Origin of the sequence: Neobacillus niacini (genome assembly GCF_036961885.1) — a bacterium.
Classification (GTDB): domain Bacteria; phylum Bacillota; class Bacilli; order Bacillales; family Cytobacillaceae; genus Neobacillus; species Neobacillus niacini_H.
Genome location: NZ_JBALNQ010000032.1, coordinates 34,888 through 55,787, shown reverse-complemented (window position 1 = coordinate 55,787; position 20,900 = coordinate 34,888). Strand labels below are relative to the sequence as shown.

Here is a 20,900-nt window from a genome sequence, read left to right as displayed (position 1 = left end):
TTTAACAACAATCGTTATGAATTCAGACTTTATTATTTACCTTCGTAAAACTCACCAAGTTTTTTCCATTCTTCTTTTACTTCAAGCCCCTGTGCTTCTGCAGCTTTTTTATTAATGATAAGCGTTAAGCTGCTTGGCAATTCTACTGGAATTTCGGATGGCTTTTTATTTCCACTTAAAATTTCAGCAGCCATTAAACCTGATTGATAGCCAATATCATAATATTCAAAGCCGCTCGCAGCCACGGCACCTTTTTTCATTGAATCTAGCTCACCAACAAAAAGAGGGATTTTTTTGCTGTTTGCAACTGAAATAACAGACTCTAGAGCAGAAACAACTGTATTATCAGTTGGAATATAGATAGCGTCCACACGGCCAACTAAGGATTCAGCAGCCTGTTTTACTTCAGCGGAGGTAGAAACAGACACTTCTACTAGCTTCGCACCTTTTCCTTCTGCTAACTTTTTCACTTCATCCACTTGAACAATTGAGTTTTGTTCACCAGAATTATAAATAACACCAATAGACTTCGCTTTTACTTCTTCTGTAATAAAGTTTATCGTTTTTGCAGTTCCATCTGGATGGTTATCAGTTGTCCCTGTAATATTTTTACCAGGCTTGTCAAACGCCTTAACTAATTCAGCACCCACTGGATCTGTAACCGAAGTAAAGATAATTGGAATTTCCTTCGTTGCATTCAGTGCTCCAGTAGCACTTGGCGTTGCATTAGCAAAGATAAGATCAACTTTATCTCCAACAAAATTATTAGAGATCGTTTGAACATTCGCAGCTTCACCTTGGGCATTTTGCTCGTCAAACTCTACTTTAATGCCTTTATCTTCTAATGCTTTTTTAAATCCTTTTGTGGCCTCATCCAACGATGTATGTGATACATACTGAGAAATACCAACTTTAAACACTTTGTCGCCTTCTTTTCCTCCTGTTGATTCCTTACTGCCACACCCAGCAAGCAACATCATCCCTGCTAAAGCAAAAGACAAGACTTTTACACCCTTTTTCATCCGTTACATCCCCCTGTAATCATTTTCTAATTTTCGAAAAATTTATTATATTATAAAAGTTATTCTAGTATTTTTTTAGACTAAAAGCAATAGAATTATTAAAAAATATTTTTGCGCTTTAAAGCGACAAATTTTTTATCTATTAAAAAATAAAAAAAGCCCTCTATAATAGAGAACTTTTCATGGTTACCTTTTCAATTTTATATTTATTTTACCAATTTTGTGTTTGATCTAAAAGTTTATCGATTTCTATTTTTTTTAATTTATTGATGTTTTTCTCAGATGTTAGATTTGCCGTTGACTCTAGTAGTTTATCGATATCAATCAAAATAGTTCCCATATCTAACCTCCATTATTTTAATTACTAAATGGTTCGTTAGATTTGGAGCGATTGTGGGGGTAGAAATTTGTATTTGTATAACAACAAAATGTACTCCTATATAAAATTTTTAGTAAGGGTATGATATAATTCACTATTTTTTAACAAATACTAGATTAAAATATTATGTGAATATAAACCAGTGGTTTAGGGGATCGCTTGTTTAGTAATTTGATAAGGGGGGATGTATATGTACCAATCAATCGCATGGTACGCTACATTGTTTCTCGTTTTCTTGCTTGCATTGGCTTTTGCTTTTGTATATGGGGAATCGAGAAAATTAAGAGAATATGGACCAATACAAGAAAAAGGCTATAAAATTCGTAAATTTTATTTTCTCGGGCTGTTAGCACTTATGGGATTTGCTACAGCTATGTCTCTAAGCAAGCTCCCATATGATAATCCACACGCAATCGCTAAAGAACATGCCAAAATTATTGAGGTGACCGGATTACAATACGCATGGGAATTTAGCGATGAAAACTTTACGGTCGGAGAAGAAATCCAATTTCGAGTGACAAGTAAAGATGTTACACATGGATTCGGTATCTATAACCCCGATTTACAGTTAATTGCTCAAACCCAAGCAATGCCGGAATACACAAATACGGTCGCGATTACGTTTGACGAACCGGGTACATATAAAATTTTATGCTTGGAATATTGCAGTGTTGGTCATCATGTGATGATGAAAGATATCATTGTTAAACCAAAAGGAGGAAACGACAATGATAACTAAAGCCCGTTTGATTACCAATAAAGGTATTGCTTTGTCTTTAATCGTTACCTCCGTTGTACTCGTATTAATGATGATTTTCGGAGTAATCATGTTATTAAACCAAGGTAATGTGGTACATATATCACCGCAGTTTTTCTATAAGATCATGACTATTCACGGAACAGGAATGATTGGTATCGCCGCGTTAGGAGGCAGTGCGATAATGTGGTACTTCCTATCAAAGCATATCTATCTAAATGCAAAGGTATTTTTCACTAATCTAATTCTTTCTTTAATTGGGGTTGTCATGATCCTTGTCGCCATTTTCGGATTTAATTTTTCAGATGGCTGGACCTTCCTTTTTCCGCTGCCAGCATACTCTGCAGGACTTTACGGTAAAACAGGTGCCTTATTATTCTTATTCGGAATGTTGGTATTAGGCATTGGATACTTGGTCATGTACTTCTATTTAGCAGCAAGATTAACCAAAGAATATGGCGGATTACATAAAACTCTTGGCTGGGATTATATTTTTGGAAGAAAAAAAGGCTATGGTCCTCCTCCAGCTGCGGTTGCGACAACAATGGTAATCATCACGAATTCCATTGCCATTCTTGCAGGTGCCTTTGTCTTAGTTGCTTCAATTTTAAATATTATTAATCCGGCTATTACCATTGACCCTATGCTGGCTAAGCATTTGACGTATGCTTTCGGTCATATTTTTGCAAACTGCACGATTTATATGGCGGTTATCGCTGTTTATGAAATTTTATCTAAATATACAGGTCGTCCTTGGAAATCGAATAGGGCCTTTTTGATTGCCTGGAATGCATCGACCATCTTTACTTTAATGATTTATACCCACCACCTGCTAATGGATTTTGCTGTTCCAAAATGGATGCTAATTATTGGACAGGTTTTATCCTATGCAAACGGACTTCCTGTTATGGTCGTCACAGCATATGGAGCGTTAATAATTGTCTTCCGTTCGGCAATTAAATGGAATTTTGCCTCGACAATGATGTTTTTGTCGATGCTGGGCTGGGTTGCCGGTGCTGTACCAGCAATCATAGATGCAACCATTGTGGTCAACCATGTGATGCATAATACAAAATGGGTTCCAGGTCACTTCCACACCTATATGGGAATGGGCGTTATTGCGATGATTTTCGGATTTATGTATTACTTTAATAATACAGAAGGAACTCAAACACAAAATAGTTTGGATAAATTTGCGATTTTTACCTATTTTATCTTTTTCACTGGCTTAACAGGGTCATTCCTCTATGCAGGAAAAATCAGTGCACCAAGGAGATGGGCAGAGCATCTGCCACAATGGACTGCTTCTGATCAGGTTGGAGCCCTTTGCGGAATTTTTATCATTGCTGCATCCCTCATCTTTACCATTCGCTTTATTGTTGGATTACAAATGATTGGGAGCAATTCAATAGATAAAACTCTAAAATCTGCATCTTAAATAAATTTACCCTTTAGTCGTTCACATGACTAAAGGGTTGTTTTTTTATTTTTTGTACATACTAATCCTAAACTGGAGGTGTATGTACAAATGAAAATAAAAATTGCAGTTAACTTTACTATATTTATAATATTACTTTCAGCAGCGTGGTACCTGCAGAAACAGCAAGAAAATGATCGGAAGTTTACTGTTAATCAAATGGAATCCCGTATAATTAATTTGAATGTAGTACCAATGAACAATGAAATTAGTCCATTAAATACGAATTTAAACATGGAGGAACCTATTGTTCAATTAAAACTTTTTGAACCATTTAAACCCAGAGAATATGTTCGGATAATAGAATCTAAATAAAAAGTGTTCCACGCAATATTGGAACACTTTTTTCTATATTAATCTACAGATGATTTCTCCATTACCTTTTTATTATATTCTTTTAAGTCATCTCTTACACTTTTATCCCAAAGTTTTACTCCTGAATTATAAGCTGCTCTATTAATTAAATGACCAGAAATTGGCGAAGTCATAAACAGAAAGATAATTCCTAAAATAAGCCTGGAATTAAAATGACCTTCCAGCGCATAAAAGTATAAAAAAGCTCCTAATAAAATCGACATGACCCCTAGGGTAGCAGCTTTGGAAGCGGCATGGTTTCTAGTATAAACGTCTGGAAGCCTAATCACGCCAATAGTAGCTATAAGGCAGAGCAATGATCCAACTATGATAAAAAATCCAATAAGAAAATCAATGATTACGCTCACGTTCGATAATAACCCCCTTCTCTAAATACTTAGCAAACGCTACTGTCCCAATAAAGGCAAGAATACCAATCAAAAGGATGATTTCCAGAAAAGCATGAGAATGTAAAACGATTGAAATCAATGCCGTAATCGCAATGAGATTCACACCAATCGCATCTAGGGCTATCACTCGGTCAGCTACACTTGGACCCTTTATGACCCGATAAATTAATCCAAGCATGGAAATGGAGCAAATTAACAGAGCTAATTGAATCACGATATCAAGCATTAACTGCTCACCTCCAAAATTGCTTTTTCAAAGGAATTCTTAATACTGTTAATCTCATCTTCTACTTCTCCAATATTCATCGCATGAATAAAAAGGGTTTTATTATCCTCTGAAACATCAATGACTAATGTCCCGGGCGTTAATGTTATTAAATTTGAAAGCAGCATGATCTGCCAATCCTTGGTAAGTTCCGTGTCCATTGCAAAAATTGCTGGCCTCATATCCAATCTAGGCTTTAAAACAATTTTTACAATGGCTACATTAGACAAGATTAGTTCCCTTATAAAAATAAAGATTAGCTTGATAAAGGACCATAATCGAACCAAATAAAAACGGCTATTGAAGTAACGTCTTAGCACAAATATAACAAGGAGTCCAAAAATATAGCCTTTTATAAAACTAATGGGATCATAGGAAACCTTAATAAACATCCATAAAAAGGCTAACACCACATTCAATAAAATTTGAAATGCCAAAGCTTTTTCACTCCTTTAAGACAGCATTAATATAGATATTGGGATCTACTAAGGTATCGGCTGCCTGAGTAATATAGGGTAATATAGTTTCAGAACCTATTCCGTAGAGAGCTGAAATCACTACCAAAATAACTGGAGCAATAAGCAAGCGTTTTACAGGTGTTTTTTCCTCATCTCGGTAAGTGCGGTCCTTTCCCCAAAAACCGTTTATAAAGATTTTCATAACAGAGAACAGAACGAGTAAACTGGACATTAAAACAATAAAAGCACCTGTAAAGCTCTCTCCCTCAAATCCGCCTTGCACGATAAGAAGCTTTCCAACAAATCCACTCAATGGCGGGATTCCTGCCAGAGCTAAAGCGGCTATAAAGAATGTCCAGCCAAGACCTGGATAACGGTTAATAAGTCCGCTCATATTTCTTAAATTACTCGTTCCTGTAATCGAAATGACAACTCCAACTAGCAGGAATAAGGCTGCTTTTATTAGCATATCGTGAATCAAATAGTAAACAGCCCCCGTTATCGAAGCTGTGTTCAAGACGGAAACCCCATACAAGATAACACCTACAGCAACGATGATATTATATATAATAATGTTCTTGATATCCCAGAAGGCAATTGCGCCAATAACACCGAACACAATTGACAAAATCGCTAGAATGGAAAGAAGACCAAAAGTATCCATATCATGATAAAAGAAAAGCGTATACGTTCTTGTAATCGAATAAACTCCGACTTTTGTCAATAAAGCCCCGAATAGCGCTAATACAGGGGCAGGTGGTGCGTAATAGGATCCCGGCATCCAAAAGTAAAGTGGGAAAATTGCCCCTTTTAAACCAAAAACGATTAAAAACAAAACAGCTATAACCGTTAAAATACCCGGCATCCCCTCTACACTAATTGCACTAATGCGACTCGAAATATGGGCCATATTTAATGTACCAACTACTGAATATAAATAGGCTACTGCGATTACGAATAATGCTGATGAAATGACATTCACAAGCAAATACTTAATCGATTCTCTTAGCTGGATCTTTGTTCCTCCAAGTACTAACAAAACATAAGAAGACATCAGCATAACCTCAAAAAACACAAATAGGTTAAAGATATCACCTGTTGTAAACGCCCCATTCACTCCTACTAATAAAAAGTTAAATACAGCATAGAAGTAGTATTTTTCACGTTCTACCCCAATCGTTTTAAAGGAGTAAATTAAACAAACAAACGCAATAATACTTGTTGTTAATACTAATAGTGCTGAAAACATGTCAGATACTAACGTAATTCCAAATGGAGCTTCCCAGCTGCTGACGTTTAGGGATTGAACCCCTTCAGTCCGTACCCTTTGTATCATGAACCAAGCAGCAATAATTGTACCTATAGAAGAGAATGTTGCAATAACTCGCTGAGCCATTATTCTTTGATTAAGAAAAATTAAAATTGCCCCAGTAATTAAGGGGATTAAAATAGGCAAAATGATTAAGTTAGTCATCTTCGGTTCCCCTCATTTCTTCAACATTATCTGTCCCCAGCTCTTGATAGGCTCGATATGCCAATACTAAGAAAAAGGCTGTCACACCAAAGCTGATTACAATTGCCGTTAAAATTAACGCCTGAGGCAGTGGATCTGTATAGCTCTCCTCATTCCCCCCTAAAATAGGTGCAGCTCCTCGTTTAAGTCCACCCATGGTAAGAATAAGGAGATGAGCACCGTGGCTTAATAGTCCTGTACCGACAATAATACGTAATAAACTTTTTGAAAGCATTAAATAGGTAGCAGTCATAAACAGAATGCCAATAACAAATGCCATTAAAATTTCCATTATTCATCCTCCCCTATCGTTTGAATAATGGTCATCGTAACTCCGATAACAACAAAGTAAACACCTAAATCAAAAACTGTTGCTGTATGAAGAGATAATTCACCAAGAATCGGTACTTGCACATCACCAAATGCATGCGTCAAAAATGGAACATTAAACAAAAGAGAACCTGCACTTGTTCCAATGGCAAATAGGAGCCCAATCGCAGTAAGAATTCGGAAGTTTACTGGCAAAATTTTAACAACTGTTTTGATATCATAGGTAATTAATAGGAGAACAATTGCTCCGGCTGTCATTAGCCCTCCTATAAACCCTCCACCAGGATAATAATGGCCAGCTGTAAAAATATAGACTGAGTACAGGGCAATAAAGAAGAGAAGAACTTTTACGGCTGTTTCAAGTATGAGATTGTTTGTTTTTCTCAATCCTCTTTCCTCCTGTTCAATCTTAGTTTGATCATGCCAAAGATTCCTAAAGAAGCTATGGCCAATACGGTGATTTCAAAAAGTGTATCAAAGCCGCGAAAATCAACTAGTATGACGTTTACCATGTTTTTGCCGGCAGCCTCTGTATACGTATTCTCCACGTAATACTTTGATATTGAATCAAATAGTTTATTGCTATGAGCAGAAAGTGCGATTAACGTTACTACTGCACCTACACCAATGGAGATGAGAGCATTCGTAAATTTAAATCTCATTCTTGTCTCAAACCTTCTTAATTTAGGTAAATGGTAGAAGCACACCAAGAATAAGGCTACAGAAATCGTTTCAATAACAAGCTGCGTTAATGCTAAATCAGGTGCGCGAAATAGAACATAGAATAAAGAAACAGTATAACCAACAGCACCGAGTAGAATGATAGATGTCATTCTTGATTTAGCAAAAAGGATGCATATCGATCCTAAAACTATAAGAATGGCTAGGACAACCTCATATACTCCTATCGAAGATACATTGCTAGTGTCGAATTTAAAAGCATTCTTTCCAGTAAGGGTGACTGTAAGAATAAGAATGAAGAATGTAAATATATATACGAGATACGATCGAATCGATCCGTTCATATAGGTAGTTGTGACCTTATTAGAGATTGATTGTACCCCATTTAATAAGTAGTCATAAAATCGATTAAGGGTAAGCTTCTCTGGAATCGCTATGTAGATTTTTTTCCATCTAGAATGCGTTTTATAGAGAACTGTGCCTAGAATAATTACCCCAAATGTCATAAACAGTTCAATGTTAGGTCCATGCCAGAAAGCAATATGAACGATAAATTCCTCCCCCGGCCCTAGTAGACTTGGAAGAATCGAAGCCATAGCTGGCGAGATGAGACTATCCGATAATAGGTTAGGAAAAAAACCAAAAATCATCACAAGTGACACTAATATGACCGGTGAAATCAGTAATCCAATTGGGGCTTCATGTGGTTTCTTCTCAAGTTTTTCTGGCTGATATTTACCGGTGAAAGTCTTAAAAACAAGAATCATACTATATATAAAGGTAAAGATACTGGCAATCCAAGCAAGTACTGGGAAGAGAATCCCCCAGGTTTCGAGGTTAACAATATCCATTTCGGTTACATGAACCATCGCTGTAAAGAACATTTCCTTACTTAAGAAACCATTAAATGGTGGAAGTCCTGCCATTGAGAATGCACCAATTATTGAAATGGTAAACGTAATCGGCATAAAATGCATTAATCCACCCAATTTACGTATATCCCTGGTGCCTGTCTCATGATCGACAATTCCTGCTGCCATGAACAAGCTTCCTTTAAAGGTAGCATGGTTGATTAAGTGGAAAATAGCAGCTGTAACAGCTACTGTAAAAATGTTATCATCCAAAAATTCATAATGTAGTGCCGCTGCTCCAACTCCAAGCAATGACATGATAAGTCCTAATTGACTGACAGTAGAAAAGGCTAAAATCGCCTTTAGATCGGTTTGTTTCACCGCAAATATTGAACCCCATATTAAGGTCAGTATTCCTACACCTGCTACAAGCCCGAACCATAGAAAATGTTCCCCGAACACAGGAGTAAAACGTGCAACCAAATATATTCCTGCCTTCACCATCGTTGCCGAGTGTAAATATGCACTAACTGGTGTAGGTGCTTCCATGGCATCTGGAAGCCAAATATAGAACGGGAATTGTGCAGATTTTGTAAATGCCCCCATTAAAATACAAAGTAACGCAGGCACAAATAATTCGTGGTTAAAAATTGCATTTGTTTGAGACATAATTTCAGTGAAGTTAAAGGTTCCAGTCATAATGTAAAGGAGGATGATTCCCCCTAGCATAACGAGTCCACCAAATACCGTAATGAGCATTGATTTTTGTGCACCATAACGGGATTTATCTCGTTCGTACCAGTAACCTATTAAAAGAAAAGATGAAAAGCTGGTTAGCTCCCAAAATGCATACATTACAATTAGGTTATCTGATAGGACAACTCCAAGCATTGCACCTATGAAAAGTAGTAAATATACATAAAAATTGTTTAGTTTTTCTTTCTTCTTTGCTAAATAAAAAATTGAATAAAGAACAACCAACGCCCCGATCCCAGTTATTAGCAGGGAAAATAAAAGACCGAGTCCATCGACTTGTGCCCTAAAGTTAATTCCTAATGACGGGATCCAGTTTATATTATTACTGAATGATCTCCCGCTCATTGTTACCGGAACGTAAGTAAAAAAATAGATGAATAATAAAATAGGTAACGGTAGCACAAACCATCCTGTATGTATTTGACGAAACAGTCTGTAAAATAGCGGAATAAAAATAGAAAGGATCAATGGTGCTACGATAGCCACGTGTAAAGAATACAAAACAAAACCTCCTTAATCTGAGATACCACCTCTTTTGGTGGACAGCTGCCTTTTAGTTTTCCAATTATTAGATATTTACTATCATTCCACCTCTCGGTTCTTTTCATCTGTCTTCAGTTAAAAAAACACAAAAAGAGCCTGCCATCAAGGGACATAGTTATCCCTTGGTGACAGGCTCCTCCAAAAATCGTTTTTATTCATTTACATAATGTTAACATGACCTTAGTTTCTATTCAATGTTTTTTATTAAATAATAATATAAACCATGAACTTAGTCCAAGCTTTCCGGGTCGTTTATTCATAAATTGAAGTAGATTATGGTGGAGGTGAGAAAGAATGGGTCAACAAGGTGGTCATAACAACTCATTTGCATTAATAGTTGTTTTGTTTATTCTTTTAATTATTATCGGATCTGCTTTTATTGGTAGCGGTTATTAATAAAGAATTGTGCTTTAGCGGGTACTTGCTAAAGCACTTTTTAAATAAAAAGTTGTATCTTCACTCCAACTATCGGTATGATAGTAACATTACGAAAATTATTGGAGGCAAGTATGTTAACATTTAACGAAAAATTAGCGATTATTGAATCATTTCCTGAACTAGAGCGTAAAGACGTCTCACTTAAACGGGTGAATTTTCAGCTGCCAAACAGTGCATCTGACAAAAAAAATGTGGTCTATCACCTCCATCCCAATGGAAATGGTTTTGTTTTTGCTGGAAACCTACATAATTATGAGCAAGATGAAAAAGGAATGGTAAATATCCGGGACTTTACTGCAGATGAATTAAAGAAATTGATTAAAGAGTCTATTGAGTCTTTATTACCAGTAGAAAAGTCACTTACAGAAGAAGCCATTATTGGTAATCAAGTTGAAGAACGCTGGGTTAATGGTGAAAAGCATCATCTTATCGTAATCAATGAAAACGATTCATGGAATATTTATTTTGGATTAAACCTTGAAGAAAGCTTCGATACCTATGGAGAAGTGGAAGATTTTTTAACAGAGGAAGGCTTTCGTCGAGTATAAGATATATGATTTAAAGCTGTGCACATTGCACAGCTTATTCTTATTTACTTCGTTTATGCAAGTTCGATATCAATCCACTCATCCAAACGGATAATACTCTGTTTGGCCCGATCATATTCAATCGTTCGGTAATGATGCATACCACCCTTTTCTTCGTCTTTTTCATCGGCCAATTTCACAATTTGCTGTAGTGGTGTACGAATAATATCGTTAGATGGTAAAAAGGAATCGGTATGAAACAAAATCGCCAAAGCAATTGTCTTTGCCTTGATTGGATTTTCTCCAAGACGAATTAATAATTTATGTGCCCGCTCAGCCCCTTTAATCGGGTGAATGTCATTCTGTTTATACAAATCATAATCCCATTTTCCATTTTTATACCAAGTATAATGCCCCATATCGTGTAATAGCCCCGCCTTTGCAGCAGTATCAAGATCGATTTGATGTTCTTTTGCTAAATCAAAGGCATGATAGGCTACAGCAATTGCATGGGCAATTCCAGATCGATTTAGGTACTTTTGTGCAATATGATGTTCGAATATGTGTATTAACTTTACATCTCTCATATCAATCTCTCCACTCCATGCAAAATGCAATTTTTTAATCCTCATTATAGTATATACGTTTCGTTAAAGCTACATATTTATCCACTTTAACTAATAAACAAAAGAGCCTTCATTTACAATGAAAGCCCTTTTGTTTTTTATATTCATTTTTTATTCATTTGCACCTTCAGTATCAATAATATTTTCGGTTTCAGTTTCGCTAGTACCGTCAGTATCATTTGTATCCTCTGTGTTATTTATTTCATCATTGTCTTTCACTTCGTTACTTTCAGGCACTTCTTTCTTAACCTTTGGAGCTAAATATTGAAAATCGTTCGGATTAATTGGTGTATAACCTTCAGGTTGATAGAATCGCAATAGGTCTTTATGAACAATTTCATCTGACATTTGAAGTTCTATAGCAACTTTATCCGCTAGCGGTTGACACGCACCCGTATCTTCTTGAAGTTCTCCTGTTTCATTACTATAGCACTTATCTTTTACTTGAACAATTTCAGGTGAAACAAAATCACCATTTCTAAATAGAACCCAGTTTCGATGATCCAAGGATAATAAATCTGAACCTAATTCCATGTAGTCTTTTGTATCAATACCTAAAAGATGAAGGATCGTTGAACGAACGTCTACCTGACCGCCATATTGCTGCTGTATGCCACCTTTTACTCCAGGGACATGAATAAATAATGGAACTCTCTGTAAGCCAACATTTAGAGTAGGTGTGATTTCCTCCACACCAAGAACCTGCGCCATTGCCTCGTTGTGATTTTCAGAAATACCGTAATGGTCTCCATACATCACAATTACAGTATTATCGTATAAACCTGAAGCTTTTAAATCATTAAAAAATTGTTCAATGGCTTCATCCATATAGTGAGCGGCTTGAAAATATTGATCGACCACTTTATCACCAGTTTCACCAGCAGGAAAATCGGTATCCTCTGGGTCCATTTCAAATGGAAAATGGTTTGAAAGGGTTAAGAACTTCGTATAGAACGGCTGTGGTAAGCTCTCAAGTAATGGCATCGATTCAGTAAAGAATGGCTTATCCTTTAAACCGTAATTCTTGGTGTTTTCCTCTGTCATATTGTAATATTCTGCGTCAAAAAACTGATCATATCCTAACGCTTTGTACATTACGTTGCGGTTCCAGAACGTCTTATAGTTTCCATGGAATGAAGCGGAATAATACCCATTACCTTTTAAAATGGCTGGCATTGCTTGGTAGGTGTTTTGAGCTTTATTAACAAAAACAGCACCTTGAGCCATAGGGTATAATCCATTTTCCATTAAGAATTCCGCATCAGATGTTTTTCCCTGTCCTGTTTGATGAAAGAAATTTTCAAAATAAAAGGCTTCATTCCCATGTACTAAGGAATTTAAGAACGGTGTTACTTCCTGCCCATCTGGCATCTTATAATCAATTGCAAAGCTTTGAAGTGATTCCAACGCAATATAGACGACATTCATGCCTTTGGCTTTACCAAAATACTCAGGGTTCGGACTTGAGAAATTGGCTTTCCTGTAGTTCTCTACATCCGTAATATCACTACTGTCAGCAAGAGCTCTTTGACCCGATGATTTAATATTTTGAATCACATCATAAATCGTAAAGTTATAAGCACCTAAATACTTAACTAAGTAATTTCTATCGAACGAACGGCTTAAAAGCTGTGGACGGTCCTTTTCAGCCAATCCAAGATTAAACAAGAATACTGTGACCGCAAACAACAGGACCACTTTAAATGACTTTTTATGCTCCACTGTCACCTTCTTAAATACAGTAAGAGCTAGCGCAATTAAAATAAAGAAATCTAAGAAATACATAAAATCAAATGGAGACATTAATGAAAGAGCGCTATCACCTAGCTGTCCAGCATTTGTTTTCGTTGACATTAATACCGGAACGGTAATGAAATCGCTAAAGAATCTGTAATAGGCAATATTGGCGTACAATAAAAACGACAAAATGAAGTTTGTAGCAATGATTACTAATTTCATCCGCTTTTTGAAAAGTAAAGCTAAACCAAAAAAGAATAGCGCTGAACTTAATGGATTAATAAACAATAAGAATTTTTGTAAGTTATTATCAATTCCAAGGGTAAATTCAATTTGATAGGCTGCGTATGTTTTTAGCCAAAATAAAACAACGGCAATTGCAAAGAAAGCAATCGATCCATTATTTTTTATATTAGGCATTCTAATCTTTTTCATTTTTAAATCTCCTCTCACTTACCAATGAACGTCGGTAAACGAACCTCAATTACTATATCACATTTATTATAAAAATAAAAACAAAACCATTCCCATAAATAACCATTATTTCGTCAATTTTCACTGTATTTAGCTAGTAAACTAACTTTCTACAAGCTTGGTCCTTTTCATTAGATGTATTGATACACATTTTCAACTTCGCATTAGGCCGATTTGAACTTCTTTAATATATGACGAAATATACCTCGTTAAGTTTCAAATATTTTATGAATCGTATCCCAAGTAATCATAAACCTGAAATTTATGGCATGCAATATGCGTTTAGTCTTATCTTTTACAGAATATAAAACAAGCTCTGCATTTAGAACTATTTATAATAGAAGAAAACGGTTTCATTTTAAAGCAAATACGAATGAAAAATCACTCGAAGGTAAAAATAAAAAGACAATTTATATGAGGAGTGAAATAAATGAATGCGAATCGTGTTAAGCAAATTCTATCTTCTTCTGCAGATATTGAAGTCAAATATAACGGGGCTTCTGTTTGGATTGATGAAATAAATGAAGACGGAAGAACAGCGACTGTTCACCTGAGAGGACCTCTCGAGGAACGTAGCAATGTTGAAATTGGCGAACTTATGGAAGAAGAATAAACGACACCTCCACCTTTTCTTATAGGGTGGAGGTGTTGTTTATTCTACCTAATTTTTTCGTTATTGATGGCGTGATTCGCCAGAATCTGGATGGTCATATCTTCCATTGGAGGATTGTGAAGTCCAGCTCTTACATCTCGATAGTAGCGTTGAAGTGGATTTTTCAGTGATAGACTTCTTGCCCCTACTAATCGCATAGCCAAATCTACAACCATGATGGCATTGTTGGTAACTGAAAGTTTGACAGCACCTAAAATAGGTCCCATTTCTCCTCTGCCTAGTTCATCGGAATTATCCCATTGCCTCGCAACGGAATGTAAGAAATACTCAGACTCCATCAACTTCAATTCCATTTCTCCTATTTTTTGACGAACATTCGGTAAGTCGATGATTGTACCCTCAATACTGTTAGGAGAATACTCTAAGGCAAATTCTATCGCATTCTTCTTTGCAGCTTTTGCAATTCCTAAATAACATGCGGGAATATGTAGAAGCCATCCGTTTGCTTTTTTCCCCTCTCTTACTAGTTGTTCGACAAAGTACTCTTCTGGTATGGACACATTTTGAAGAACTAAATCATGACTTCCAGTTCCTCTTAAAGCAATACTATCCCAGGTTTCTTCAATCACTATCCCCTTCGAGGATCTAGGAATAAGAAAGTTCCCTACCTGATTTGAATCCATTATCGATGCACTAACAATAAAATAATCCAGAACAGGAGCCATAGTGGTAAAGGTCTTTCTTCCATTAATAATCCAACGATTCCCAACTTGATTAGCGGTAGTTTCGGGTCTTCCCCCTCTAGTTGGGCTTCCTGTTTTTGGCTCTGTTGCTGCACTATTAATTAATGAGCCATTTTTTACATCTTCACAGACACTTTTAAAAATGTCTTCATTCCAAGCGTTTTTTTCTGCGAGATTTTTGATAATCCCCATATGCCATCCAATTGAAAGGGCTGTTGCTCCATCCCCCTCAGCAATTTTTTCTTGAAAACGCAGCATGTTATATAAGGAAATTTCTTTCCCTCCATATTTCTTGGGTACCGTTAATGATGTGTAACCTGTATCCTTTAAATCTTGAATATTAGCAAATGGGAAGCTTCCCTCGATATCAACTTGGTGAGCTCTTGAGAAGAATCGTTTTGAAAGTTCGTCTACCAACTCTAGCTGTTCAGCAATTGAATCTATATCTTGAAATTTCATCATCTTCCTCCTACCCAATCAATCATCCCTATTAGATGTCCGAATACAATCAGGATTTTTATGTTTTCATTTACATGATAATTAATTTGATAATACACGAATCAGGCCATATTTTCCATTTTATAATTAAAAATAAAAAAATGTAGTTTCATGTCTAATTTCACTGATATATAATAGTAAATGTTTTATAATAGATATGAAAAATTTACCAACAATAGTTTATATTCTAATGAAATATTTGATTTTATCACTATTTTACGGAAATATTACACATATTGGTAATAAAGGGGGATTGGAATGCCACAAGGAGTAAAGCAATTATTTCTTCAAACTACAAGCCTTATCTCTGGTTTTATGGTTTGGGTTCTTATTTCGTCGCTCATACCTTACATTCAAGCTGATATTAAGCTGACGACAACTGAAATTTCTTGGGCCACTGCAGTACCTGTCATTCTTGGGTCACTGTTAAGAATTCCAATTGGCTATTGGACAAATCGGTTTGGCGCCAGATTAATGTTTACAATTAGTTTTATTACCTTATTACTGCCTATTTGGATTCTAAGTATTGCAAACTCTTTATTCATGTTAATAGTAGCAGGATTTATGCTAGGTATTGGTGGAGCTGTCTTTTCCATTGGTGTAACCTCACTGCCTAAATATTACGGAAAAGAAAAACATGGCTTTATTAATGGAATTTATGGATCGGGTAATATTGGTACAGCGATTACTTCATTCGCCGCACCTGTTTTAGCAAATACATTTGGCTGGAGAGCAACCATACAAATTTTCCTAATTGTGGTTTTAGTATTTGCAATTTTAAATTTCTTCTTTGGTGACAAAAATGAAAGAAAAGTCAATAACCCTTTATCAACTCAAATAAATGAAGTGTATAAAAATCAAAAACTATGGTTTTTAAGTATCTTTTATTTCATCACTTTTGGCTCTTTTGTCGCGTTCACCATTTATTTACCGTCCTTCCTTGTGAATCATTTTGATTTAGAAAAGGTAGATGCGGGATTTCGAACAGCTGGTTTTATAGCACTAGCTACTGTATTTCGACCAATAGGAGGTTGGTTAGGAGATAAGTTTAATCCCTTTTTGATTCTGATTGGCGTATTTTCTGGACTAACTTTTGCAGGATTTTTATTGTCCTTTACTCCATCTCTTCCTATCTATTCATTTGGTTGTTTATTAGTTGCCATGTGTGCTGGGACTGGTAACGGGACCATTTTTAAATTGGTACCTTTATATTTTTCAAAACAAGCAGGTATTGTGAATGGTATTGTCTCAGCCATGGGCGGCCTTGGCGGCTTTTTCCCGCCAATCATATTGACCATTCTCTTTAATTGGACCGGACATTATGCAATTGGCTTCATGGCGTTATCTGAGTTTTCATTAGCAAGTTCAGTATTAGTTGTCTGGCTCTACTATCAGGAAAAGCTAGAAATTTCCGCAAAGATTGTCCAACACGCAACAGATGGAATAACTGTTACAGATAAAAGTGGAATTATCCAAAGCGTAAATCCTGCTTTTACAAAGATTACTGGATATACTATGGATGAAGTGATTGGAAAAACTCCGAGTGTCCTTCAATCTGGAGAACATGACAATGCTTTTTATAAGAAGATGTGGGATAGTTTGTTGACGGTGGGCTTCTGGGAAGGCTTTATCTGGAACAAACGAAAAAACCAAGAAATCTACCAGGAATGGTTAACGATTACTGCTATTCGGGATGACAATGGAGACACCACAAACTATGTAGCTATGTTCCATGAAGTCGAGGAGCAAAAAAAATAAACCCTAAGGATCTTCTTCGGAGGGTCTATTTTTTTTCAAAAAATTGCATTGCCCTTCAGGTGTAATTATTACAACTTTTTGTCTTTCAATCCAATTTCACAATTCGTTCACTATTTTTGTGACGTACCTCACAAAAAATAGGTTAACATGTGGTTTATAGTGATAACACAAAGGAAATTCACTTTAAAAAATAGGAAAGTGGATTTAAGGGAGAGATACAGATGGCACGAATTAATTATTGGAATCCGGAAGATGAAAAGTTTTGGAAGACTGAAGGAAAAAAACATGCACAGCGAAATCTATGGATTTCTGTTCCTTCATTAATGCTCGCATTTATTGTTTGGCAAATTTGGTCAGTGGTTGCAGTAAGGCTCAATGATATTGGCTTTACATTTACAGACGAACAATTATTCACATTAGCTGCGATCCCTGGACTTGTAGGGGCAACATTACGATTTGTTTATACCTTTGCAGTCGGTTCTATTGGAGGGAAAACCTGGACAGTTATTTCAACTGGGGTGTTAGCTATTCCTGCTGTGGGTATAGGGATCGCGGTACAAAATCCTGAAACACCGTTTTCAATTATGTTATTATTAGCAGCACTTTGTGGTCTTGGTGGGGGTAACTTCTCTTCTTCTTCAGCAAATATTAGCTTTTTCTTTCCGAAAAAAGAAAAAGGTACTGCGTTAGGTATTAACGGCGGTTTAGGAAATATGGGTGTTTCTGTTGTACAATTTGTTACACCATTAATCGTTACTACAGGTGCTTTTGCTTTCGCTGGTAAAGGTCAAGTTTTAGCAAATGGTCAGGAAGTTTGGCTGCAAAACGCTGCCTTTATCTGGGTTATCCCAATTGCCATTTTGACATTCCTTGCCTACTTTAAAATGGATAATGTCCCTGGTGCTAAACAATCGGTGGCAGACCAATTTGTTATTGTTAAACGTAAACACACTTGGATTATGACAGTACTTTATATCGCAACATTTGGTTCTTTCATCGGCTATTCAGCGGCATTCCCGCTTTTATTAAAATCACAGTTCCCAGAATACATCTCACTGGCCTTCTTAGGAGCTTTAGTAGCTGCTGCTGCTAGACCTGTTGGCGGCTGGATGGCTGATAAACTGGGTGGAGCTAAAGTAACTGCCTATGTATTTGTGGTGATGGCAATTGGCGCACTAGGAGTTATTTACTTCTTAACAGAAAAGCAGTTTGCAGGTTTCTTAGGTTCATTCCTGGTTCTATTCCTTGCATCAGGTATTGGCTCTGGTTCAACGTTCCAAATGATACCAACTCTTTTTATTCCAAAAGAAGCGGCACCGGTTATTGGATTCTCAGCCGCTTTTGCAGCCTACGGATCATTCCTAATTCCTAAGCTTTTTGGATGGTCTGTTAATACAACAGGTACACCAGTGTCAGCATTCTATTTCTTCATTGGGTTCTATGTTATTGCATTTGCACTGAACTGGTTCTACTATCAAAGAAAAACTACTGAAGTGAAGCAGTTAGTAAAACAAGCCGGATAATTCCGGCTTGTTTTTTATGGTATTAAAAAAATGAGCACGGAATTATTCCGTGCTCATTTTTTATATCCGAGAAATAGCAACTGCACATGCTTTATATTCTGCGGTACCTGATATCGGGTCGTATTCGTTTAATGTTAAAACATTAGTTGGTGTTTCGCTCCAATGGAAGCTCATGAACACAAGTCCTGGAACGACTTGTTCGGTTATTTTCGCCTTAACTTTAAGTTCTCCGCGGCGAGACCGGACTTGAACCACTTCTCCATCTGTTATTCCTAGAACAAGAGCATCCTCAGGATGAATATCAACGGTTTCTTCCGTCTGTTTCACTTTTACCCCGGAAGCATAATAACGTGTTTGCGAGTGTGTATTATACGATTCATAACGTCTACCCGTAGTAAGTGTAAAAGGGTATTCATCATCTGGCTGTTCCAATGGAGGTGTAAAATCAACTGGAACAAATGGTGACTTTTCAACAACAGACTCTTGATTATGAAATCGCTCATGCATGATAAATGTTCCCGGATGATCCTCCGTTGGACATGGATAATGAATACTGTATTCATTTTCGAGTCTTTCGTATGAAATCCCTCCATACATCTCCCAAGCAAGTTTTCTAACTTCATTCCAAATTTCTTCACTGCTTGAATAGTTCAACGGATAACCCATTATTGTTGAAAGTTCACATAAAATAACCCAATCTTCCTTAACATTCACACCTGGTTCTACCGCTTTACGGACTCGTTGAACTCTTCGGTCTGTGTTGGTATAGGTGCCATCAACTTCTCCCCATGAACATGCTGGAAGAACAACATCAGCCATTTTTGCTGTTTCTGTCATAAAAATATCTTGAACGATTAACAAATCAAGCTTTTCCATTAGTTTTTTTGTATGGTTCATGTGAACATCTGCAAGTAATGGATTTTCACCAATAATATAGAGCGCCTTGAGATCTCCCGCTTCGAGTCGGTCAAATGTCCTCGTTTGTGTGTCTCCAGCAAATGGATTAAGCTCAACATCCCATTCCTTCTCATAACGCGCGCGATACTCATCATTTGCTAAACTCATGGCACCAGCCAATTGATTTGGCAGACAGCCCATATCACCAGCACCCTGAACATTATTTTGTCCGCGCAACGGCATAATTCCAGTGCCTTCCTTGCCAATATTCCCGGTTAACAAAGCGAGATTCGCAATATCAAAGACATTATTAACACCACAGTGATGTTCCGTAATCCCTAGTGTATAGGCAATCATCGAACCAGAAGAACTCGCATATTCTCTTGCAGTTGTAACAATATCCTCTGTATTCAATCCGGTAATGGTTGCTGCATATTCAGGTGTATATGGTTCTACCTGCTTTTTTAATGATTCAAAATCAATTGTAAATTGTTGAATAAACTCTTGATTATAGAGATTTTCCTTAATAATCACCCGAAGGAAAGCATTTATAAGTGCGATATCTGTTCCAACATTAATTTGTAAATGACGATGGGCAAATTTCACCATATCAATTTTTCTTGGATCAATGACGATTACTTTAAGACCATTCTTAATCGCTTTTTTAATTCGGTTCGCAATAATCGGATGGGCTTCCGTGGTGTTAGACCCAATTAGAAGTAATACTTCTGCACGATCAAAATCCTCTAACGTATTTGTTGGGAAACCGCTTCCAAATACAGTTGCCAGACCGGCAACGCTTGGTGCGTGTCACGTACGGTTACATCCGTCAATATTATTACTGCCAATCACAGTCCTCATGAACTTTTGAGTAACGAAATTGGATTCATTTGTTGTTCTAGCACAAGCAAACATCGATATTGCATTATGTCCCCACGTATCTCTTATTCCAGATAATTTATCTGCAATAAATTGATATGCTTCCTCCCAAGTGGTTTCAACCAATTCTCCAGCTTTGCGAATCAACGGAGATGACAACCTATTCTTTGAATGAACATATTCATAAGCAAAAGTGCCTTTTACACAGGTTTGACCTTTATTAACCGGTGCTTCTTTATCTCCGCGTATTTTCATAATTCGATTATCTTTGACTTCAAGCACTAAACCACATCCAGTGCCGCAATAACCGCATATTGTTTTGACTAAATTTGCTTCACCCACAATTTCCCCTCCTAATTCAAACTTAAATACCTATATAAACATATTAATC

The 20,900-nt window shown here is 36.6% G+C and carries 21 protein-coding genes and 1 pseudogene; 8 read left to right on the top strand and 14 right to left on the bottom strand.

Annotation, left to right across the window (positions count from 1 at the left end; all coding sequences use genetic code 11):
* Positions 1 to 32: 32 nt before the first annotated feature.
* Together V7124_RS15135 and V7124_RS15130 are read right to left on the bottom strand one after the other, a co-directional pair.
* Positions 33 to 1,022, bottom strand: coding sequence for an ABC transporter substrate-binding protein (locus V7124_RS15135; RefSeq protein WP_335490463.1), 990 nt, complete (start codon positions 1,020 to 1,022; stop codon positions 33 to 35).
* 211 nt (positions 1,023 to 1,233) lie between these two features.
* Complete coding sequence (locus V7124_RS15130) at positions 1,234 to 1,362, bottom strand: hypothetical protein (RefSeq protein ID WP_335418819.1); 129 nt, start codon at positions 1,360 to 1,362, stop codon at positions 1,234 to 1,236.
* A gap of 229 nt (positions 1,363 to 1,591) precedes the next feature.
* Here V7124_RS15130 and V7124_RS15125 point away from each other — a divergent pair, with 229 nt between their 5' ends.
* From V7124_RS15125 to V7124_RS15115, 3 genes are all read left to right on the top strand, one after another.
* Positions 1,592 to 2,140: a cytochrome c oxidase subunit II gene (locus V7124_RS15125; protein ID WP_335490460.1), complete on the top strand. Its 549-nt coding sequence runs from the start codon at positions 1,592 to 1,594 to the stop codon at positions 2,138 to 2,140.
* Entirely contained in the window at positions 2,130 to 3,596 is a 1,467-nt protein-coding gene (locus tag V7124_RS15120) for a cbb3-type cytochrome c oxidase subunit I (protein ID WP_335490457.1), read from the top strand. The genes V7124_RS15125 and V7124_RS15120 overlap by 11 nt, the downstream gene beginning before the upstream one ends.
* Before the next feature lie 90 nt (positions 3,597 to 3,686).
* Positions 3,687 to 3,950 carry a hypothetical protein gene (locus V7124_RS15115; RefSeq protein WP_335490454.1) on the top strand — a complete coding sequence of 88 codons (264 nt, stop codon included), beginning with the start codon at positions 3,687 to 3,689 and terminating at the stop codon, positions 3,948 to 3,950.
* A gap of 38 nt (positions 3,951 to 3,988) precedes the next feature.
* On the opposite strand, the gene mnhG is transcribed toward V7124_RS15115, so the two are convergent.
* The 7 genes from mnhG to V7124_RS15080 are packed head-to-tail and all read right to left on the bottom strand — an operon-like array spanning position 3,989 to position 9,754.
* Positions 3,989 to 4,357 (bottom strand): monovalent cation/H(+) antiporter subunit G, encoded by a 369-nt coding sequence (gene mnhG, locus V7124_RS15110; protein ID WP_335490451.1) that lies wholly within the window; start codon positions 4,355 to 4,357, stop codon positions 3,989 to 3,991.
* Positions 4,341 to 4,625, bottom strand: a complete 285-nt coding sequence (locus V7124_RS15105; protein WP_335490448.1) for a Na(+)/H(+) antiporter subunit F1 — start codon at positions 4,623 to 4,625, stop codon at positions 4,341 to 4,343. Before V7124_RS15105 ends, mnhG begins: the two co-directional genes overlap by 17 nt.
* A complete protein-coding gene (locus tag V7124_RS15100) occupies positions 4,625 to 5,101 on the bottom strand; it encodes a Na+/H+ antiporter subunit E (protein WP_335490445.1) in 477 nt (158 codons plus the stop codon). Before V7124_RS15100 ends, V7124_RS15105 begins: the two co-directional genes overlap by 1 nt.
* A 7-nt stretch (positions 5,102 to 5,108) precedes the next feature.
* On the bottom strand, positions 5,109 to 6,596 hold the full coding sequence (locus tag V7124_RS15095; protein WP_335490441.1) for a Na+/H+ antiporter subunit D: 1,488 nt from the start codon (positions 6,594 to 6,596) through the stop codon (positions 5,109 to 5,111).
* Positions 6,589 to 6,927, bottom strand: a complete 339-nt coding sequence (locus tag V7124_RS15090; protein WP_335490438.1) for a Na(+)/H(+) antiporter subunit C — start codon at positions 6,925 to 6,927, stop codon at positions 6,589 to 6,591. Before V7124_RS15090 ends, V7124_RS15095 begins: the two co-directional genes overlap by 8 nt.
* Positions 6,927 to 7,352, bottom strand: a complete 426-nt coding sequence (locus tag V7124_RS15085; RefSeq protein ID WP_335490435.1) for a Na(+)/H(+) antiporter subunit B — start codon at positions 7,350 to 7,352, stop codon at positions 6,927 to 6,929. The genes V7124_RS15090 and V7124_RS15085 overlap by 1 nt, the downstream gene beginning before the upstream one ends.
* Positions 7,349 to 9,754, bottom strand: a complete 2,406-nt coding sequence (locus V7124_RS15080; RefSeq protein ID WP_335490432.1) for a Na+/H+ antiporter subunit A — start codon at positions 9,752 to 9,754, stop codon at positions 7,349 to 7,351. Before V7124_RS15080 ends, V7124_RS15085 begins: the two co-directional genes overlap by 4 nt.
* A gap of 336 nt (positions 9,755 to 10,090) precedes the next feature.
* Here V7124_RS15080 and V7124_RS15075 point away from each other — a divergent pair, with 336 nt between their 5' ends.
* A complete protein-coding gene (locus V7124_RS15075; protein WP_335418803.1) occupies positions 10,091 to 10,192 on the top strand; it encodes a YjcZ family sporulation protein in 102 nt (33 codons plus the stop codon).
* A 113-nt stretch (positions 10,193 to 10,305) separates the two neighbouring features.
* Positions 10,306 to 10,782, top strand: coding sequence for a hypothetical protein (locus V7124_RS15070; protein WP_335490429.1), 477 nt, complete (start codon positions 10,306 to 10,308; stop codon positions 10,780 to 10,782).
* Positions 10,783 to 10,835: 53 nt separating this feature from the next.
* Here V7124_RS15070 and V7124_RS15065 read toward each other — a convergent pair whose 3' ends face one another.
* Both V7124_RS15065 and V7124_RS15060 read right to left on the bottom strand, forming a co-directional pair.
* Positions 10,836 to 11,348: an HD domain-containing protein gene (locus V7124_RS15065; RefSeq protein ID WP_335418796.1), complete on the bottom strand. Its 513-nt coding sequence runs from the start codon at positions 11,346 to 11,348 to the stop codon at positions 10,836 to 10,838.
* A 150-nt stretch (positions 11,349 to 11,498) separates the two neighbouring features.
* On the bottom strand, positions 11,499 to 13,559 hold the full coding sequence (locus V7124_RS15060; RefSeq protein ID WP_420490542.1) for an LTA synthase family protein: 2,061 nt from the start codon (positions 13,557 to 13,559) through the stop codon (positions 11,499 to 11,501).
* A 469-nt stretch (positions 13,560 to 14,028) separates the two neighbouring features.
* Here V7124_RS15060 and V7124_RS15055 point away from each other — a divergent pair, with 469 nt between their 5' ends.
* Positions 14,029 to 14,211, top strand: coding sequence for an H-type small acid-soluble spore protein (locus V7124_RS15055; protein WP_335418793.1), 183 nt, complete (start codon positions 14,029 to 14,031; stop codon positions 14,209 to 14,211).
* A gap of 44 nt (positions 14,212 to 14,255) precedes the next feature.
* Here V7124_RS15055 and V7124_RS15050 read toward each other — a convergent pair whose 3' ends face one another.
* Positions 14,256 to 15,413, bottom strand: a complete 1,158-nt coding sequence (locus tag V7124_RS15050; protein ID WP_335490426.1) for an acyl-CoA dehydrogenase family protein — start codon at positions 15,411 to 15,413, stop codon at positions 14,256 to 14,258.
* Between the two features lie 297 nt (positions 15,414 to 15,710).
* On the opposite strand from V7124_RS15050, the gene V7124_RS15045 reads away from it, so the two are divergent.
* Both V7124_RS15045 and V7124_RS15040 read left to right on the top strand, forming a co-directional pair.
* Positions 15,711 to 17,210 carry a nitrate/nitrite transporter gene (locus V7124_RS15045; RefSeq protein ID WP_335490423.1) on the top strand — a complete coding sequence of 500 codons (1,500 nt, stop codon included), beginning with the start codon at positions 15,711 to 15,713 and terminating at the stop codon, positions 17,208 to 17,210.
* A gap of 221 nt (positions 17,211 to 17,431) precedes the next feature.
* Complete coding sequence (locus V7124_RS15040) at positions 17,432 to 18,733, top strand: MFS transporter (RefSeq protein ID WP_335415784.1); 1,302 nt, start codon at positions 17,432 to 17,434, stop codon at positions 18,731 to 18,733.
* Between the two features lie 60 nt (positions 18,734 to 18,793).
* On the opposite strand, the gene fdhF is transcribed toward V7124_RS15040, so the two are convergent.
* Positions 18,794 to 20,668, bottom strand: coding sequence for a formate dehydrogenase subunit alpha (gene fdhF, locus V7124_RS26285; protein WP_420490546.1), 1,875 nt, complete (start codon positions 20,666 to 20,668; stop codon positions 18,794 to 18,796).
* A gap of 21 nt (positions 20,669 to 20,689) precedes the next feature.
* Positions 20,690 to 20,851, bottom strand: a pseudogene (locus V7124_RS26280) (hypothetical protein); the annotation flags it as partial.
* Positions 20,852 to 20,900 lie beyond the last annotated feature (49 nt).

Bases quoted from the DNA above. Each gene is read 5' to 3' on its own strand.
- V7124_RS15045 (WP_335490423.1), top strand. From the start codon at position 15,711: ATGCCACAAGGAGTAAAGCAATTATTTCTTCAAACTACAAGCCTTATC.
- V7124_RS15095 (WP_335490441.1), bottom strand. From the start codon at position 6,596: ATGACTAACTTAATCATTTTGCCTATTTTAATCCCCTTAATTACTGGG.
- V7124_RS15055 (WP_335418793.1), top strand. From the start codon at position 14,029: ATGAATGCGAATCGTGTTAAGCAAATTCTATCTTCTTCTGCAGATATT.
- V7124_RS15050 (WP_335490426.1), bottom strand. From the start codon at position 15,413: ATGAAATTTCAAGATATAGATTCAATTGCTGAACAGCTAGAGTTGGTA.
- V7124_RS15130 (WP_335418819.1), bottom strand. From the start codon at position 1,362: ATGGGAACTATTTTGATTGATATCGATAAACTACTAGAGTCAACGGCA.
- V7124_RS15040 (WP_335415784.1), top strand. From the start codon at position 17,432: ATGGCACGAATTAATTATTGGAATCCGGAAGATGAAAAGTTTTGGAAG.
- V7124_RS15065 (WP_335418796.1), bottom strand. From the start codon at position 11,348: ATGAGAGATGTAAAGTTAATACACATATTCGAACATCATATTGCACAA.
- V7124_RS15120 (WP_335490457.1), top strand. From the start codon at position 2,130: ATGATAACTAAAGCCCGTTTGATTACCAATAAAGGTATTGCTTTGTCT.
- V7124_RS15060 (WP_420490542.1), bottom strand. From the start codon at position 13,559: ATGAAAAAGATTAGAATGCCTAATATAAAAAATAATGGATCGATTGCT.
- V7124_RS15070 (WP_335490429.1), top strand. From the start codon at position 10,306: ATGTTAACATTTAACGAAAAATTAGCGATTATTGAATCATTTCCTGAA.
- V7124_RS15135 (WP_335490463.1), bottom strand. From the start codon at position 1,022: ATGAAAAAGGGTGTAAAAGTCTTGTCTTTTGCTTTAGCAGGGATGATG.
- V7124_RS15105 (WP_335490448.1), bottom strand. From the start codon at position 4,625: ATGCTTGATATCGTGATTCAATTAGCTCTGTTAATTTGCTCCATTTCC.
- V7124_RS15125 (WP_335490460.1), top strand. From the start codon at position 1,592: ATGTACCAATCAATCGCATGGTACGCTACATTGTTTCTCGTTTTCTTG.
- V7124_RS15115 (WP_335490454.1), top strand. From the start codon at position 3,687: ATGAAAATAAAAATTGCAGTTAACTTTACTATATTTATAATATTACTT.
- V7124_RS15090 (WP_335490438.1), bottom strand. From the start codon at position 6,927: ATGGAAATTTTAATGGCATTTGTTATTGGCATTCTGTTTATGACTGCT.
- V7124_RS15075 (WP_335418803.1), top strand. From the start codon at position 10,091: ATGGGTCAACAAGGTGGTCATAACAACTCATTTGCATTAATAGTTGTT.